Origin of the sequence: Paraburkholderia sp. BL25I1N1 (assembly GCF_003002025.1) — a bacterium.
Taxonomy (GTDB): domain Bacteria; phylum Pseudomonadota; class Gammaproteobacteria; order Burkholderiales; family Burkholderiaceae; genus Paraburkholderia.
The window spans coordinates 105,153-121,662 of sequence record NZ_PVZB01000021.1 but is presented as its reverse complement, the minus strand read 5'-3'; the positions used below and the strand labels follow the sequence as shown (position 1 = coordinate 121,662).

The 16,510-nt window shown below is 63.3% G+C and carries 13 protein-coding genes; 4 read left to right on the top strand and 9 right to left on the bottom strand.

What is annotated here, in order from left to right; translation table 11 throughout:
- Nucleotides 1-18: 18 nt before the first annotated feature.
- The 3 genes from dnaK (at nucleotide 19) to pabB (ending at nucleotide 5,333) form a co-directional block, all read left to right on the top strand.
- Entirely contained in the window at nucleotides 19-1,971 is a 1,953-nt protein-coding gene (dnaK, locus tag B0G73_RS28385; protein ID WP_106284489.1) for a molecular chaperone DnaK, read from the top strand.
- A 277-nt stretch (nucleotides 1,972-2,248) separates the two neighbouring features.
- Nucleotides 2,249-3,391: a molecular chaperone DnaJ gene (gene dnaJ / locus B0G73_RS28380; protein WP_106284488.1), complete on the top strand. Its 1,143-nt coding sequence runs from the start codon at nucleotides 2,249-2,251 to the stop codon at nucleotides 3,389-3,391.
- A gap of 25 nt (nucleotides 3,392-3,416) precedes the next feature.
- Nucleotides 3,417-5,333 carry an aminodeoxychorismate synthase component I gene (pabB, locus tag B0G73_RS28375; protein WP_106284487.1) on the top strand — a complete coding sequence of 639 codons (1,917 nt, stop codon included), beginning with the start codon at nucleotides 3,417-3,419 and terminating at the stop codon, nucleotides 5,331-5,333.
- Nucleotides 5,334-5,674: 341 nt separating this feature from the next.
- On the opposite strand, the gene panB is transcribed toward pabB, so the two are convergent.
- The 7 genes from panB to B0G73_RS28340 all read right to left on the bottom strand — a co-directional run bounded on the left by panB (nucleotide 5,675) and on the right by B0G73_RS28340 (nucleotide 11,994).
- Nucleotides 5,675-6,490: a 3-methyl-2-oxobutanoate hydroxymethyltransferase gene (gene panB / locus B0G73_RS28370; RefSeq protein WP_106284486.1), complete on the bottom strand. Its 816-nt coding sequence runs from the start codon at nucleotides 6,488-6,490 to the stop codon at nucleotides 5,675-5,677.
- Between the two features lie 39 nt (nucleotides 6,491-6,529).
- Complete coding sequence (locus B0G73_RS28365; protein ID WP_106284485.1) at nucleotides 6,530-7,210, bottom strand: deoxynucleoside kinase; 681 nt, start codon at nucleotides 7,208-7,210, stop codon at nucleotides 6,530-6,532.
- Entirely contained in the window at nucleotides 7,207-7,755 is a 549-nt protein-coding gene (folK, locus tag B0G73_RS28360; RefSeq protein ID WP_106284484.1) for a 2-amino-4-hydroxy-6-hydroxymethyldihydropteridine diphosphokinase, read from the bottom strand. The genes B0G73_RS28365 and folK overlap by 4 nt, the downstream gene beginning before the upstream one ends.
- A gap of 48 nt (nucleotides 7,756-7,803) precedes the next feature.
- On the bottom strand, nucleotides 7,804-9,399 hold the full coding sequence (gene pcnB, locus B0G73_RS28355; protein WP_106284483.1) for a polynucleotide adenylyltransferase PcnB: 1,596 nt from the start codon (nucleotides 9,397-9,399) through the stop codon (nucleotides 7,804-7,806).
- The gene (locus tag B0G73_RS28350; RefSeq protein ID WP_106284482.1) at nucleotides 9,396-10,082 is read right to left on the bottom strand and encodes an HAD family phosphatase; all 687 of its coding nucleotides are present in this window, start codon (nucleotides 10,080-10,082) and stop codon (nucleotides 9,396-9,398) included. The genes pcnB and B0G73_RS28350 overlap by 4 nt, the downstream gene beginning before the upstream one ends.
- Nucleotides 10,075-10,845, bottom strand: a complete 771-nt coding sequence (gene hda, locus B0G73_RS28345; RefSeq protein WP_106284481.1) for a DnaA regulatory inactivator Hda — start codon at nucleotides 10,843-10,845, stop codon at nucleotides 10,075-10,077. The genes B0G73_RS28350 and hda overlap by 8 nt, the downstream gene beginning before the upstream one ends.
- A gap of 72 nt (nucleotides 10,846-10,917) precedes the next feature.
- A complete protein-coding gene (locus B0G73_RS28340) occupies nucleotides 10,918-11,994 on the bottom strand; it encodes an AI-2E family transporter (RefSeq protein ID WP_106284480.1) in 1,077 nt (358 codons plus the stop codon).
- 161 nt (nucleotides 11,995-12,155) lie between these two features.
- Between B0G73_RS28340 and purM the strand changes: the two genes are divergently transcribed.
- Nucleotides 12,156-13,223 carry a phosphoribosylformylglycinamidine cyclo-ligase gene (gene purM, locus B0G73_RS28335; RefSeq protein ID WP_012431808.1) on the top strand — a complete coding sequence of 356 codons (1,068 nt, stop codon included), beginning with the start codon at nucleotides 12,156-12,158 and terminating at the stop codon, nucleotides 13,221-13,223.
- Between the two features lie 71 nt (nucleotides 13,224-13,294).
- Here the strand turns inward: purM and miaA are convergent, their stop codons facing one another.
- Both miaA and mutL read right to left on the bottom strand, forming a co-directional pair.
- Entirely contained in the window at nucleotides 13,295-14,242 is a 948-nt protein-coding gene (gene miaA, locus B0G73_RS28330) for a tRNA (adenosine(37)-N6)-dimethylallyltransferase MiaA (RefSeq protein ID WP_106284520.1), read from the bottom strand.
- Nucleotides 14,243-14,287: 45 nt separating this feature from the next.
- A complete protein-coding gene (gene mutL / locus B0G73_RS28325; RefSeq protein ID WP_106284479.1) occupies nucleotides 14,288-16,348 on the bottom strand; it encodes a DNA mismatch repair endonuclease MutL in 2,061 nt (686 codons plus the stop codon).
- Between the last annotated feature and the right edge of the window lie 162 nt (nucleotides 16,349-16,510).

The window sequence follows — 16,510 nt, the reverse complement described above, 5'->3', positions numbered from 1 at the left end:
GTTAGGAGATTGGAAAAAATGGGCAAAATCATCGGCATCGACCTCGGCACGACCAACTCGTGTGTGGCGATCATGGAAGGCAATTCGGTCAAGGTGATCGAGAACTCGGAAGGCGCGCGCACCACGCCGTCGATCATCGCTTACATGGAAGACGGCGAGATTCTCGTCGGCGCGCCTGCGAAGCGTCAGTCGGTCACGAACCCGAAGAACACGCTGTACGCGGTCAAGCGCCTGATCGGCCGCCGCTTCGAAGAAAAAGAAGTTCAGAAAGACATCGCGCTGATGCCGTACAAGATCATGAAAGCCGATAACGGCGACGCATGGATCGAAGTGCGCGATCAGAAGCTCGCGCCGCCGCAAATCTCGGCGGAAACGCTGCGCAAGATGAAGAAGACCGCTGAAGATTATCTCGGCGAGCCGGTCACTGAAGCCGTGATCACGGTTCCCGCGTACTTCAACGACAGCCAGCGTCAGGCTACCAAAGATGCGGGCCGCATCGCCGGTCTGGAAGTGAAGCGGATCATCAACGAACCGACCGCAGCCGCTCTGGCGTTCGGTCTGGACAAGGCCGAAAAGGGCGACCGCAAGATCGCGGTGTATGACCTGGGCGGCGGTACGTTCGACGTGTCGATCATCGAAATCGCTGACGTCGACGGTGAAATGCAGTTCGAAGTGCTCTCCACGAACGGCGATACGTTCCTGGGCGGCGAAGACTTCGACCAGCGCATCATCGATTACATCATTGCCGAGTTCAAGAAGGAACAAGGCGTCGATCTGTCGAAAGACGTGCTCGCGCTGCAACGCCTGAAGGAATCGGCTGAAAAGGCGAAGATCGAACTGTCGTCGAGCCAGCAAACCGAAATCAACCTGCCGTACATCACGGCCGACGCGTCGGGTCCGAAGCACTTGAACCTGAAAATCACGCGCGCCAAGCTGGAAGCGCTGGTTGAAGAACTGATCGAACGCACGATCGAGCCGTGCCGCGTGGCGATCAAGGACGCGGGCGTGAAGGTCGGCGAAATCGACGACGTGATTCTGGTCGGCGGTATGACCCGCATGCCGAAGGTGCAGGAAAAGGTCAAGGAGTTCTTCGGCAAGGATCCGCGCCGTGACGTGAACCCGGACGAAGCCGTGGCCGTGGGCGCCGCGATTCAAGGTCAGGTTCTGTCGGGCGACCGTAAAGACGTTCTGCTGCTCGACGTGACCCCGCTGTCGCTCGGCATCGAAACGCTCGGCGGCGTGATGACGAAGATGATCAACAAGAACACCACGATCCCGACCAAGCACGCACAGGTCTACTCGACGGCTGACGACAATCAGGGCGCCGTGACGATCAAGGTGTTCCAGGGTGAACGCGAAATGGCGGCCGGCAACAAGCTGCTGGGCGAGTTCAATCTGGAAGGCATTCCGCCGGCACCGCGCGGCACGCCGCAGATCGAAGTGAGCTTCGACATCGACGCGAACGGCATTCTGCACGTCGGCGCGAAAGACAAGGCGACCGGCAAGGAAAACCGCATCACGATCAAGGCAAACTCGGGTCTGTCCGAAGCCGAAATCGAGAAGATGGTGAAGGACGCCGAAGCGAACGCTGAAGAAGATCACAAGCTGCGTGAACTGGCCGATGCCCGCAACCAGGGCGACGCGCTGGTCCACAGCACGAAGAAGGCGCTCACCGAATACGGCGACAAGCTGGAAGCTGCCGAGAAGGAAAAGATCGAAGCCGCGCTGAAGGACCTCGAAGAAACGCTGAAGAGCGGTTCGAGCGACAAGGCCGCGATCGAAGCCAAGATCGAAGTGGTTGCCACCGCCTCGCAGAAGATGGGCGAGAAGATGTACGCCGACATGCAGGCCGCGCAAGGCGCGGAAGCGGCGGCAGCGGGCGCGGCAGGCGCGGGCGCAACGGCTGGTGGCGCAAGCCAGCAGCAGGACGACGTGGTCGACGCCGAGTTCAAGGAAGTCAAGAAAGACTAAAGCCAGGTCGTCTTTCGACCGTAAAGCCGCACACAGCCTTGTGTGCGGCCCGGCTGCACCGAGACTGCGCCTGCTTTGTCAAACGGCGGGACAGCAAACGTGCAAGAGCGGTTATCTCGCCTGGCGAGCCTTTTAGGCTCTCCGGGCACATTTGTTTTATGGAGGGCGTTGTTTTGAGCCGCATTCAGGCGGCGTGAAACAGCGGCCGGACGAGTCGTGAGACTCCAGCATTCAAGAGGAGCCACCGTGCGCATTGCGCGAGTGGCGTTGAACCGATATGGCGAAACGGGATTACTACGAGGTTCTGGGCGTCGCAAAGAACGCGAGCGACGACGAAATCAAGAAGGCTTATCGCAAGCTGGCGATGAAGCACCACCCCGACCGCAATCCGGGCAACAAGGATGCGGAAGGGCATTTCAAAGAGGTGAAGGAAGCCTATGAAATGCTCTCGGACTCGCAAAAGCGTGCCGCGTACGATCAGTACGGCCACGCGGGCGTCGATCCGAACATGGGCGGTGCCGGGGCGCAAGGCTTCGGCGGTTTTGCCGACGCATTCGGCGATATTTTCGGCGACATCTTCGGCCAGGCGGCCGGTGGCGCCGCACGCGGCGGCGGCGGCCGCGCCGGTCCGCAGGTGTATCGCGGCGCCGACTTGCGCTACAGCATGGAAATCACACTGGAACAGGCGGCGCACGGCTACGACACGCAGATTCGCGTGCCGAGCTGGGTCTCGTGCGAAATCTGCCATGGTTCGGGCGCCAAGCCCGGCACCAAGCCGGAAACCTGCCCGACCTGCAGCGGTTCGGGTTCGGTGCGGATGTCGCAAGGCTTTTTCAGCATTCAGCAAACCTGCCCGAAGTGTCACGGCACCGGCACCTACATTCCTGACCCGTGCGCGCACTGCCACGGCGCGGGCAAGGTGAAGGAAACCAAGACGCTGGAAGTGAAGATCCCGGCAGGTATCGACGACGGCATGCGGATCCGTTCCGCCGGCAACGGCGAGCCGGGTATCAACGGCGGGCCGTCGGGCGATCTGTATGTCGAGATTCACATCAAGCAGCACTCGGTGTTCGAGCGCGACGGCGACGATCTGCATTGCCAGATGCCGATTCCGTTCACCACCGCGGCGCTCGGCGGCGAAATCGAAGTGCCGACGCTCGCGGGCCGCGCCAGCTTTACCGTGCCGGAAGGCACGCAGTCGGGCAAGACGTTCCGTCTGCGTGGCAAGGGCATCAAGGGGTTGCGCTCGAGCATTGCCGGCGATCTGTACGTGCACGTGCAAGTCGAAACGCCGGTCAAACTCACCGAGCCGCAACGCGATCTGCTCAAGCAGTTTGAAAAGGCGCTGGTCGAGGGCGGCTCGCGGCATAGCCCGCAAAGCAAGAGCTGGTTCGACCGGGTGAAGAGCTTCTTCGATTAATGGCGGTTTGAAGTTGGCGGTAGGTATGGCGGCAGATGAGCGCGGCGCGGTTTTCGCGTTGCTCGACGATTGCGACGCCACGGCGGCGCGCCGTTCGAGTCGTCTGTACATGGGTTTTGTGCATGAACGGGTATGTGCGAACGCCGCACAGCTCGAAGCCGCGTGCGAAACCGTAGCCACGGAGACGCAGCGCGGTTTGCATGCCGTCGTGCTCGCCGACTATGAGTTCGGCCGGAATCTTCTCGACTCGAAAGCACACCGGTCTCTGAAAACGCAGCGTGGCGATGCCACGCTGCGTTTTTTATTGTTCGAACGTTGCGAGAAGCTCAGTCGTGAAGAGGTCGACGCGTGGCTCATGGCGCGCGATGATGGCGCGGCCGAGCCGTCGGTGGCGGGTACGGCCAACGTGCGCGCAAGCGTCGACCCCGAGCAGTTCAACACTGCGATCAACGCGATTCACGCGGCCCTGCGCGCGGGCGATTCCTATCAGGTCAATTACACGTATCGGCTCGGCTTCGATGTATTCGGCTCGCCGACCGCGCTGTATCGGCGGTTGAGGGCGCGTCAGCCGGTGCCGTTTGGCGCGCTGATCTCGCTGCCTGACGACGGGTGGGTGCTGTCGTGCTCACCGGAACTCTTCATCGAAAAGCACGGCGCGATGTTGCGTGCGCGGCCGATGAAAGGCACCGCCCCGCGCTCGGACGATCCCGCGGCGGACCGGCGCGCTGCGGAATTCCTCGGCAACGATCCGAAGAATCGCGCCGAAAACGTGATGATCGTGGATCTGCTGCGCAATGATCTGTCACGGGTCGCGCAAACGGGTTCGGTGAAGGTGCCGGCGCTATTCTCGGTGGAACCGTATGCGTCGGTGTGGCAAATGACCTCGACGGTGGAGGCGACGCTCAAGCCCGCCACGTCGTTCGCTCAGATACTGCGCGCGCTGTTCCCCTGCGGCTCGATCACCGGGGCGCCGAAGCATCGCACGATGCAGTTGATCGATGAACTCGAGAGCACGCCGCGCGGGCTCTATACCGGCGCGATTGGTTGGCTGGACGCGCCTTCAGCGGCTGCCAGCAAAACTGACGCAGCCGCGTCTCCTGCAAACCAGTCCGACTGCGGCGACTTCTGCCTGTCCGTCGCGATTCGCACGCTGACGTTGAGCCCGTCGAAGCAAACCAGCCAACTGGAAGGCAAGATGGGCGTCGGCGCGGGTATCGTGCTCGACAGCGTCGCCGCCGACGAATACGCGGAGTGCCAATTGAAGGCCAGCTTTCTGACCGGCGCCGAGCCGGGTTTCGAGCTTTTCGAAACGATGTATGCGACGCGCGAAGAGGGCGTTCGGCATCTGTCGCGCCATCTCGCGCGACTCTCGTCGAGCGCCGCGACACTCGGCTTCAAACTCGACGACACAAACGTCATAAGCGCGGAGATCGCGGCGAAGTGCGCATCGCTACCCGGGCACACACCGCATCGCATGCGGCTTGCGCTGAGCAAGAACGGCACGATCCAGATCACGGCCGCGGTGTTGACGCCGTTAGCCGGATCGACTGTCGGCGTGCTGCTCGGACCCGATCACGGATTCTCGACAACCGATGCCGCCGACCCGCTGCTGCTCCACAAAACCACGCGCCGCGCCGACTACGATCGCGGCTGGCGCGAAGCTGAAGCAACGGGCGCATTCGACACGTTGTTCTTCAACACGCAAGGCGAGCTGACCGAAGGTGGCCGCTCGAATGTGTTTGTGAAACTGGCTGGACGCTGGTGGACGCCGTCGCTTGCATCGGGCGTGCTGCCCGGCGTGATGCGCGGCGTTCTGCTCGATGACGCTTCGGAGCTACAGGCGGGCGAACGTGTGCTGACACGGACCGATCTGCAAAATGCCGAAGCGCTAATGGTGTGCAATGCACTGCGAGGCGCAGTTCCGGCGCGAATCGTGGACTGATAGAGGCGAGAACGCGAAGCCGCTAACGGCGACAAACAGAACGCGACGTAGGGCCGAGGGCCGCGCCTCAACTATGAAATGCCCGCCGCAGCCGAATCATCCAGCCGCTCAACCGCGCATGCCAAGCGGATTCGCGCACGTCATGCGGCACGGTGGCGTGGTCGCGGATTCCCGCGACGTCGATCAGACAAAAAGGGCTCATGGTGGTCTCTCCTCGGCTCGCGGCCAGGCCGCATAAACAAGAAGACGAAGATAGACCACTGGCTTTGCATGCGATATCGGAGAGGTCTCAAAACGGGCACGAAGATGCCCGTTCCACCGCAATCTCTATCGCTTGAAACTCAGAAAGTATGCTCCGGACCGGGAAACGAACCATCCTTCACCGCCGCCACATACGCTTCCACAGCCGCCAGAATACTCGGCTGCCCTTGCATGAAATCCTTCACGAAGCGCGGCCGTTTGCCGGGGAAAATGCCCAGCATGTCGTGCAGCACCAGCACCTGACCCGAGCAATCCAGGCCCGCGCCGATGCCGATCGTCGGAATACGCAATTGCTTCGTGACGTCGCTTGCGAGCAGTGTCGGAATCGCTTCCATCACGATCAATTGCGCGCCGGCCTGCTGCACGGCGAGCGAGTCGCGCATCAACTGGGTAGCGCCCGCTTCGGTTTTGCCTTGCACCTTGAAGCCGCCGAACGCATGCACGGATTGCGGCGTCAGACCGACGTGCGCGCATACCGGAATCGAGCGCTCCACCAGGAAGCGCACCGTGTCCGCGAGCCACTCGCCGCCCTCGAGCTTCACCATCTGCGCGCCGGCGCGCATCAACTCCACCGAGCTTCTGAACGCGTCTTCCCGCGTGCCGTAGGAGCCGAACGGCAAGTCGGCCACGATCAGCGCCGCGGGCCGCGCGCGCGCCACGCTAGCCGTGTGGTACGCGATGTCGGCGAGCGCCACGGGCAGCGTAGTGGTCTGGCCTTGCAGCACATTGCCGAGCGAATCGCCGATCAACAGCACGTCGACGCCCGCGCGATCCAGCAGCGCGGCGAAGCTCGCGTCGTAGCAGGTGAGCATGGCGATTTTTTCGCCGGCATCGCGCATTGCCTGCAGTTTCGGCACGGTGACGGCGTTCCGGCTCGCTTCCTGCAAATAGGTCATGGGGTCAATCCGTTGAGAAAAGAGAGGTGGCTGCGCCGCTTACAGCGACGTGCCTTTGACAAAGAATTCCTTGCGGCCGCGCATGGTTTCGATGCGTTCGGCGAGTAGCGCAAGGTCCGCGTCCGAGTCGAGCGGATTCAGATGTTCGGCGTTGACCGTCAGCACTGGCGTGCGGTCGTAGTGATAGAAAAACTCGTTGTACGCGTCGCACAGGGCGTGCAGATACGCGTCGGAAATCTGCAGCTCCATCGGCACCGCGCGCTTCTGGATGCGCGCGAACAGCACTTCCGGGCTCGCCTGCAGATAGACCACGAAGTCTGGAGCCGGCGCGCTGACATCGATCCGCGCAGCGAGCGCGCGATACAACTGCCACTCGTCTTCCTGCAGCGTCAGACGCGCGAAGATATCGTTCTTCTGCGTCATGAAATCGGCGACCAGCGGGGTGCCCGATACGTGCGCCGCGCTCACGTCCTGAGCTTGCTGCGCGCGCTGCAAGGCAAAGTGCAATTGCGTGGGCAACGCGTATCGCGCGGTGTCGCGATAAAAACGTTCGAGAAAGGGATTGTCCTGCGGCCGTTCGAACAGTTCATGCATCGACCAGCGTTGCGCGAGGCGTCGTGCGAGGGAGGTCTTGCCGACGCCGATCGGCCCTTCGATCGCGAGATAGCCGAACGGAGGCCGCAGTTGCGGCGCGGTGACGGTGAGCGGCGTTGAATTCATTCGCAACGGCCTTTAGGAGCGGTGCTCTTGCCTGCGACCAATGCATTGAGCATGGGACATTGGCAAGGTCCTTTCACTTTCTCGATGCGCTGATCGCTCACGCGGCTGAGCAGCGCTTCCGCGCGGCCGTGTTGCGGGATCACGAGTGCGGGATCGATCTCGACGAGCGGCACCAGCGCGAATGCGCGTTCGATCAAACGCGGGTGCGGCACGATCAGATCGGCTTCGTCGATCGATTGATCGCCGAACAGCAGGATGTCCAGATCGAGCGTGCGCGGTGCATTGCGAAACGGCCGCTCGCGGCCGAACTGATGCTCGATCTTGTGGCAGAGCGCAAGCAGATGCCGCACGGGGAGCGTCGTCTCGATCTGCACGACGCAGTTGAAATAATCGTCGCCGCCCGCGTCGATCGGGGCAGTGCGATACAGGCTCGACTTGGCGAGCACGGTGATGGTGTGCTGTTGTGCGAGGCACACCACCGCGTCTTTCAGGGTCTGGCGCGCGTCCCCGAGATTCGCGCCGAGGCCGAGATAAGCAACCGTCATGGCATAACTTCCTGCAACTATCGTTCGACGGCAACAGCGAACGCTATATCAGTCTTCGTGCGAGCCGTCATGGCCTGCGTCGTCGGCTGTGCGTTCGGCTGGCGTGCCGCCCTCCAATCCGTCCCCCGGCTTGCGGTTTCTACCGCTACTGCTGCGCCGCCGTCGTTTTCTGGGGCTTCGGTCCTTCCCGCCTTGCGTGAGCAATGCCTCACGCGCGGCGATGTCTCCTTCTATGAACTCCGTCCACCACGCACCGACCGACTCATCGAGTTCGCCCGATTCGCAGCGCAACAGGAGGAAATCATACCCCGCTCTAAATCTTTGGTGTTCCAGCAGCTTCAGCGCACTTCTTCCCGAGCGTTTTTCGAGGCGCAGCTGCAGGCCCCAGATCTCGCGCATATCCGACGAGAAGCGCTTGTGGATCGCGAGTTTCTCCGTTTGCATGTCGAGGACGTTGTCCATCGCGCGATGCAGCGCGGGCACCGGATATTCGCCGTTCGCTTCAAATTTTTGCCAGCGCTGCTGTACGTCGTGCCACAACAGCGTAGCGAACAGGAAGCCCGGCGAAACCGGCTTGCCGGCACGCACGCGGGCATCCGTATTGTTCAGCGCGAGCGTGATGAATTTTTCGCCGATGGGCTGCTCGAGCACCACGTCGAGCAAGGGCAGCAGGCCATGATGCAGGCCTTCCTGGCGCAGGCGTTTCAAACACGCGAGCGCATGGCCCGATAGCATCAGCTTGAGCATCTCGTCGAACAGACGCGCGGCGGGCACGTTGTTGATCAGATCGGCCATGTTGGCGATCGGCTCGCGGGTGCTGTCCTCGATCTCGAAGTCGAGCTTCGCCGCGAAACGCACCACGCGCAGCATGCGCACCGGATCTTCGCGATAACGCGTGGCCGGGTCGCCGATCATGCGCAACAGACGCGCGCGCATGTCGGCCATGCCGTTGTGATAGTCCAGCACGGTTTGGGTGGCCGGATCGTAGTACATCGCGTTGATCGTGAAGTCGCGGCGCGTGGCGTCTTCGTGCTGCTCGCCCCACACGTTGTCGCGCAGCACGCGGCCGCTTGCGTCCACCGCATGTGTGCGGCGGTCGAGCTCGTCGCGCTTCAGGCGGCGCGCCGGAGGCGCGTCGGCCGCGGGCGGATCGACCAGCGCGCGGAATGTCGACGTCTCGATAATTTCCTGGCCGAACTGCACATGCACGATCTGAAACCGCCGGCCGATGATGCGCGCGCGGCGGAACAGCTTCTGCACCTGTTCGGGCGTGGCATCCGTGGCGACGTCGAAGTCTTTCGGCTTAATGCCGAGCAGCAGATCGCGCACCGCGCCGCCGACGATGAACGCGCGGTGCCCCGCCTGTTGCAGACCTTCGGTCACGCGAATCGCGTTTCTCGAGATCAGCGCCTGGTCGATGCCATGCACGTCGTGCGGAATGATGACCGGCACGTCCGGATCGCGCACGGTTTTCACGGGCGCGGCGGAGCGGGTGGGCTTGCGGCGCGCTTTACTCGCGCTCGACGTTGTGCGCGCCGGTGCGCTGCCGGTTTCGTCTGCTTCGGCTTCGGCTTCGGCGGGCAGGCTCTCGTCAGCGGGCGCTGAATCCTGGCCGAATAGTTTGCGGATAAATTTTTTGATCACGAGGGTTGGAAGAGTTCGAGGATGCGCCAGCCTTTGGCCTGCGCATGGGCGCGCAATGTGTCGTCGGGATTCGTAGCGATTGGGTCGGTGACTTTTTCGAGCAGCGGAATGTCGTTGTGCGAGTCGCTATAGAAAAAGCTGTGCTCGAAGTCGCTCCACGTCTTGCCGAGCGAGGCGAGCCACGCTTCGGTGCGCACGATCTTGCCTTCCTTGTAGCTGGGCGTGCCGGTGGGGCGGCCGGTGTATGGCGAATGCCGCTCGCCGTCGACGGTTTCCGCTTCGCAGGCGATCAGCGTGTCGACGCCGAATGCCTGAGCGATCGGGCGGGTGATGAATTCGTTGGTGGCGGTCACCACGCAGCACAGGTCGCCGGCTTCGCGGTGCTGCTTCACCAGTTCCAGCGCGACGGGAAAAATGGCCGGCTTGATGACTTCGTGCATGTACTGCGCGTGAAAGTCGGCGAGTTGCGCGCGCGTGTACTTCGACAGCGGCGTGAGCATTGCGATCAGATAAGCGTGAATGTCGAGCTTGCCGGCTTTGTAGTCGGCGAAAAAGCGGTCGTTTTCACGGGCGAAATTTTCGGCGTCGACCATGCCGTGTTTCACCATGAAGCGGCCCCATTCGTGGTCGCTGTCGGTGGGGATGAGCGTGTGGTCGAGATCGAAGAGTGCGAGGTTAGCCATGGGGGCCTATTTTACTTGAAGCGGCGGACGACGCGGATGAGGCCGCCGAGCTCGGCCCGGCGCGCCGCTCTTCGACGTCGGGCGAAGCGAGCATGGTACGCAATAGCGGCAGCGTGACCGCGCGTTTCTGTTCGAGCGAGAAGCGGTCGAGCGCGTCGAGCAGCGCCATCAAACTGGGCATGTCGCGCCGAAAATGCGTGAGCAGGTAGGCCGGCACGTCGTCGGCCAGCATGATGCCGCGCTCGCGCGCCGCGTGTTTGAGCACCGCGGCCTTGCCTTCGTCCGGCAGCGGCGCGAGATGGAACACGAGGCCCCAGCCGAGGCGCGTGCGCAAATCCTCGCGCACCGTCATGCCGATCGGCGGCGCGTTGCCCGCGGCGACCAATGCGCTGGTGGGATGCGCGCGCACTTCGTTGAACAGGTTGAAGACGGCGATCTGCTGCGCGGCCGAAAGGCCGTCGCAATCGTCGATCGCATAGAGCGCGACGCGCGGGTCGAAGCTGAACGCGGCGAGGCTGCTTTGCGGACCGGCGAAGCGCGCGTGCCCCGGCGACGCTTCGTGCACGAGCGCCTGCAGCAGGTGCGTGCGGCCACTGCCGGACTCGCCCCACAGGTAGAACGTGCGATCGGCGACCGGCCCGGCTGCAAGCGCGTTCTCGAGCTCGCGCAGGCGCGTGACCAGCTCAGCGTTGGCGCCGGCGAAGAAATTGTCGAATGTCGATGGCGGCGGGGTGCCGAGATCGAGCGTCAGTTGACGAAGCACAGTAGGTGAATGCCGAAAAGGAGGCTTGGGCCGCAAATGGCCGTATGACGGGCCGAAATAGTCAAGGATCAGTCAGTTGTTATAAAGCGTGCTCGTCAGATAGCTTTGCCGCAACTCGCGCACGGCGACCGACAGAATCGCGCTGACCGGCAACGCAAGCAATACGCCGAAAAAGCCGAACAGCTGCCCGAACGCGAGCAACGCGAAAATCACCGCGAGCGGGTGCAGTCCGATCCGTTCGCCCACCAGCCGCGGCGTGAGAAAAAAGCTCTCCAGGATCTGGCCGACGCCGTAAATCAGCGCGACCGCGCCGAAGCCGTACCAGTCGCCGAATTGCAGCAGTGCCGCGAGCAGCGCGAGCGCAAGGCCGGTTGCAAAACCGATGTACGGGATGAACACCGCGAGTCCCGTAAAAATACCGACCGGCAACGCGATCTCGAAGCGCGCGATAGTCAGCGCCACCGCATAAAACACCGCCAGCACGCCCATCACGAGTAGCTGGCCACGCAGGTATTGCGACAGCATCTGGTCCATGTCACGCGCCAGTTGCAGCGTCTTGTCGAGCCAGCGGCGCGGCACGACAACCTGCGCACGCGCGAGCATGCGGTTCCAGTCGTACAGCAGATAGAACAGCACGAGCGGCACCAGCACCACGTTGCCGACCACCGTCATCATCAGGTTGCTGCTCGTGCGGATGTAGGTCCACGCGTAAACCGCAACGGTTTGCGCGCTGCCTTCCAGTTGCCCCATGACGAGATCGCGCAGACTGGCGAAATCGAGCGAATCGGCGAGTCCCAGCATGGCCAGCTTGGGTTGCAGCCAGGCGTTCACGTGTGCAAAGAATACAGGCACCTGTTGTTTGAGCTGCGGCGCTTCTTTCTGGATGACCGCCAGAACCAGCAGCACGAGCAGCGTCATCACGAGCGTGAAAAGCAGCATCATCAGCAAGGCGGCCAGACCGCGCGGCACGCGCCGCCGCACCATCCACGCCACGCCCGGCTGCAGAATGTACGCGAGAATCGCGCCGAGCAGAAATGGCGTGAGAACCGGACTCAGCAGCCAGAGCAAAATCCCGACGCCCAGCGCGATAGCCAGCCAGATAAAGGCGCGGCGCTGAACGGGCGTCAGTATCGAAGAGTTCTCTTGCAAGGTTTGTTTCCCAGGTGTCGTCGCGACCGGATCATTGAGGGTGATGCAAATTCCAGCCAGTCGGCCGGCAACTCTGTATGGGGCCGGAGTAAGCGCTGAAGCGCCAACTCCGGGCCGGCATCGGGTAAAATCGCATTTTACCGACCTTCGAGCTCTTCCCCATGAATCAACCGAAATCCGCCCCGAATTCAACTGATTCGGCCCAAGGTCTGTCGTATCGCGACGCCGGCGTGGACATCGACGCGGGCGACGCCCTGGTCGACGCGATCAAGCCATTTGCCAAAAAGACGATGCGCGACGGCGTGCTGGGCGGCATCGGCGGGTTCGGCGCGCTGTTCGAAGTGCCGAAGAAATACAAGGAGCCGGTGCTGGTGTCCGGCACCGACGGCGTCGGCACCAAGCTGCGTCTCGCGTTTCAACTGAACAAACACGACACCGTCGGCCAGGATCTGGTGGCGATGAGCGTGAACGACATTCTCGTACAAGGCGCCGAGCCGCTGTTCTTCCTCGACTATTTCGCCTGCGGCAAGCTGGACGTCGGCACGGCGGCAACGGTCGTGAAGGGTATCGCGCATGGCTGCGAACTGTCGGGCTGCGCGTTGATCGGCGGCGAGACGGCGGAAATGCCGGGCATGTATCCCGACGGCGAGTACGATCTGGCCGGTTTCGCGGTCGGCGCGGTTGAAAAGAGCAAGATTATCGACGGCAGCACCATCGCCCCCGGAGACGTGGTGCTGGGCCTGGCGTCGAGCGGTATCCATTCAAATGGGTTTTCGCTGGTGCGCAAGATCATCGAGCGCGCGCAGCCGGATCTGAACGCGGATTTCGACGGCCGTTCGCTCGCCGACGCGTTGATGGCGCCCACGCATATTTATGTGAAGCCGCTGCTGGCACTGATGCAGCAGATCGCCGTCAAGGGCATGGCGCACATCACGGGTGGCGGGCTGGTCGAGAACATTCCGCGCGTGTTGCGTGAAGGCCTGACGGCTGAACTGGATCATCGTGGCTGGCCGTTGCCGCCGCTGTTCTCGTGGTTGCAAAAGCACGGCGGCGTGGCAGATGCGGAAATGCACCGCGTGTTCAACTGCGGTATCGGTATGGCCGTGGTTGTATCGGCTGCTGATGCCGATGCGGCAATCGGTCTGCTGTCGGCTGCCGGCGAGCAGGTCTGGAAGATCGGCGTGATTCGCGAAAGCGCGGCCGGTGAAGCTCAGACGGTCGTGGTCTAAAAGGCTTGTGAGACCGCGCGGCGCGCGACTAGCCGGCGCCGCGCGGTTCAAAGCTTTCACGAATCAAAGTTTCAAAGCAACGCTTCAATCTCTTCAAGCACCCGCGCCGTCGCGTGCGGATCGCAGCAATCCACCACCACCCGCTCTGGCATGCTTCGCAGCCATGTGAGCTGTCGCTTGCACAACTGGCGCGTCGCGAAGACGCCTTTGTCGCGCATGGTTGCATAGTCGACGGCGCCGTCCAGATACTCCCAGACTTGCCGGTAGCCCACGCAACGCATGGACGGCATCTCGGGCAATAAGTCGCCGCGTTCGCGCAACTTCACCACTTCATCGACGAAACCGCCGGCTAGCATCGCATCGAAGCGCTTCTCAATGCGCGCATGCAGCACGCTGCGATCGGACGGCTCCAGTGCAATCGGCACGAAGCGCCATGCGGCCGCGGCGGCGTCCTGTGGGGCGGGCGCGGCCAGTAAAGCGGACATGGCCTGTCCTGTCAGCATGAAAATTTCGAGCGCCCGCTGAATCCGTTGCGAATCGTTCGGCGCCAGCCGCGCGGCCGTCTCAGGATCGACTACGGCAAGCCGCGCATGCAGGGCGGGCCAGCCTTCGCGCGCGGCCTCGGCGTCGAGCGTGGCGCGCACATCCGCGTCGGCGGTGGGCAGATCGCTGAGCCCTTGCGTGAGTGCCTTGTAGTACAGCATGGTCCCGCCGACCAGCAACGGCAGCCGCCCGCGCGCGTGAATCTCGCCGGTCAGCCGTAAAGTGTCGGCGCGAAATTGCGCGGCGGAATAGGCGTCGGTGGGATCGATGATATCGATCAGATGATGCGGCGCCGCCGCGCGTTCTTCAGCGGTCGGCTTGGCCGTGCCGATATCCATCTCGCGATAGACCAACGCCGAATCGACACTGATGATTTCCACCGGGCGCCGTGCGGCGAGCGCCAGCGCGGCAGCCGTTTTGCCGGATGCGGTCGGGCCCAGCAGACACGGCACGACCGTGGGTATGCGCGAAGTCATGTGCGCGGTCATGGGCAAGCGGTTGCGGGTCGAAGCGGCGTCACGTCATTGACCACGCATGAACAGCCGATCGAGATCGGACAGCGTCAACTGATACCACGTGGGACGCCCGTGATTGCATTGATCGGCGCGCTCGGTGGCTTCCATCTGACGCAGCAGCGCGTTCATTTCATCGAGCGTCAAACGACGATTCGCGCGCACCGCGTGATGGCAGGCGAGCGTGCCGAGCATCTCGTGCTGACGTTCGGTCAACACGCGCGAGCCGCCGAACGCGTGCAGGTCGGCGAGAACCGCGCGCGCCAGCGCCTGTAGATCGGCGTCTTTCAGCAGCGCCGGCACGGCGCGGATCGCGAGCGTAGTGGGCGACAGCACGGCGAGGTCGAAACCGAGCGCATCCAGCGTGTCGCGTTCTTCTTCCACCGTGCCGATTTCGATCGGGTCCGCCTGCATCGATTGCGGGATCAGCAGCGGCTGCACGGCAATCGTGCGATCGGCCAGCGCGTTCTTGAACTGCTCGTACAGAATGCGCTCGTGCGCGGCATGCATGTCGACGATCACCAGACCGTGCGCGTTCTGCGCCAGCACATAGATGCCATGAATCTGGCCGAGGGCGAAGCCGAGCGGCTGCTCATCGGCGGCATGGAACGTGGGCGCCGGATAAGGCGCGGACGCGTTGTACGGCGATGGCGATTCGGCGGCCGAATCGCGCGCCTCGAACAGCGTGGCGCCTTCAGCCGTACCGGCGTTGGTGTCTTTGCGGCCGAAGAGCGCGTCGTAAAACGCGAGCGGTTGCGCGACCGGCAGCGTGCCCTGCGTCATGCGCGCCTGGCGCGTCCACGTGTTGCCTGGCTGCTGCGACGACGAGCCGAAGCCGCCGCCCGATGCGCCACCTAAGCCGCCGCCGAGGCCGCCCACGCGGTTGCCCGCACCGAAAGCGACGCCGCCGATGCCCGCGCCACCCAACGGCGTTGCGCCAAACGAAGCCGGTCCGCCAACGGAAGGCTCGAGATGTGCCGCATGCCCGCCCGCCGTCGTCTCTGGCGATGCGCCCGCATGCCGCGCCAGCGCGCGCTGCACGGCATGGAAGACGAACTGGTGGATCGAGCGCGAATCGCGGAATCGCACTTCGATCTTCGACGGATGCACGTTCACATCGACCGCTTCAGGCGGCAGATCGAGGAACAGCACATAGGATGGATAGCGCTCGCCGTGCAGGACATCTTCATAAGCGGCGCGCACGGCGTGCGTGAGCAGCTTGTCGCGCACAAAGCGGCCGTTGACGAAGAAATACTGCTGATCGGCGCGCCCGCGGCTCGCGGTCGGCAAACCCGCGCAACCGTACACGGCCAGCGGTCCGGCGGATTCGTCGAGCGGCAAATGGGCTGTTGCGAATGTTTCGCCGAGAATCTTCGCGACCCGCACCGGCGGCTCGCTGGCGTTCCAGTGTTCGACCGCCTTGCCGTTATGCAGCACCGAAATCGCGACGTCCGGCCGCGCCAGCGCCGCGCGGCGAATCTGTTCGAGACAATGGCCGAGTTCGGTCTGCTCGCTCTTCAGAAATTTGCGGCGCGCCGGCGTGTTGAAGTACAACTCGCGGACTTCGATTGTGGTGCCCTGAGTGCCGGCTGCGGGGCTCAGCACGCCGGTTTCCGCATCCACCCGCACCGCGTGCGCCGCGTCGGCCGTGCGGCTCGTGATGGTCATCTGCGCGACCGAGGCAATCGAGGCCAGCGCCTCGCCGCGAAACCCCAGTGTGGCGACCGCTTCCAGTTCGGCAAGCGAGCGGATTTTGCTGGTGGCGTGACGCATCAGCGCGAGCACGAGTTCGTTCTCGGGGATGCCGCAGCCGTCGTCGGTGATCGAGATGCGCTTGACGCCGCCTTCGTCGAGCAGGATGCGCAGCGACTGCGCGCCCGCATCGAGCGCATTTTCCAGCAATTCCTTGACGACCGAGGCCGGCCGCTCGACCACTTCGCCGGCGGCGATCTGGCTGATCAGCTGATCGGGAAGGGGCTGGATCGCGCGTAACGGGCGTGGGCCGGGCGCCGCGGCGGCAATCGCGGGCGCGGCGTCGAGGCCGGCAGGCGTTTCGGAGAATTCGGACATGGCGAAATTATAGCGATTCAGCGCGGCAAGCCTGCGGCGCGCGCAAGCTCACCGACATCCGGGAGATTTTTAATTGTGGCCGGGCACTTTCTGTATCATGACGCGGTCAATTTCCGGCGGCGAGTGAGCGCTAGCCGCCATCGCTAACAGGCCTGGTCACAC

Bases quoted from the DNA above. Each gene is read 5' to 3' on its own strand.
- dnaK (WP_106284489.1), top strand. From the start codon at position 19: ATGGGCAAAATCATCGGCATCGACCTCGGCACGACCAACTCGTGTGTG.
- dnaJ (WP_106284488.1), top strand. From the start codon at position 2,249: ATGGCGAAACGGGATTACTACGAGGTTCTGGGCGTCGCAAAGAACGCG.
- pabB (WP_106284487.1), top strand. From the start codon at position 3,417: ATGGCGGCAGATGAGCGCGGCGCGGTTTTCGCGTTGCTCGACGATTGC.
- panB (WP_106284486.1), bottom strand. From the start codon at position 6,490: ATGACCTATTTGCAGGAAGCGAGCCGGAACGCCGTCACCGTGCCGAAA.
- B0G73_RS28365 (WP_106284485.1), bottom strand. From the start codon at position 7,210: ATGAATTCAACGCCGCTCACCGTCACCGCGCCGCAACTGCGGCCTCCG.
- folK (WP_106284484.1), bottom strand. From the start codon at position 7,755: ATGACGGTTGCTTATCTCGGCCTCGGCGCGAATCTCGGGGACGCGCGC.
- B0G73_RS28350 (WP_106284482.1), bottom strand. From the start codon at position 10,082: ATGGCTAACCTCGCACTCTTCGATCTCGACCACACGCTCATCCCCACC.
- purM (WP_012431808.1), top strand. From the start codon at position 12,156: ATGAATCAACCGAAATCCGCCCCGAATTCAACTGATTCGGCCCAAGGT.
- miaA (WP_106284520.1), bottom strand. From the start codon at position 14,242: ATGACTTCGCGCATACCCACGGTCGTGCCGTGTCTGCTGGGCCCGACC.
- mutL (WP_106284479.1), bottom strand. From the start codon at position 16,348: ATGTCCGAATTCTCCGAAACGCCTGCCGGCCTCGACGCCGCGCCCGCG.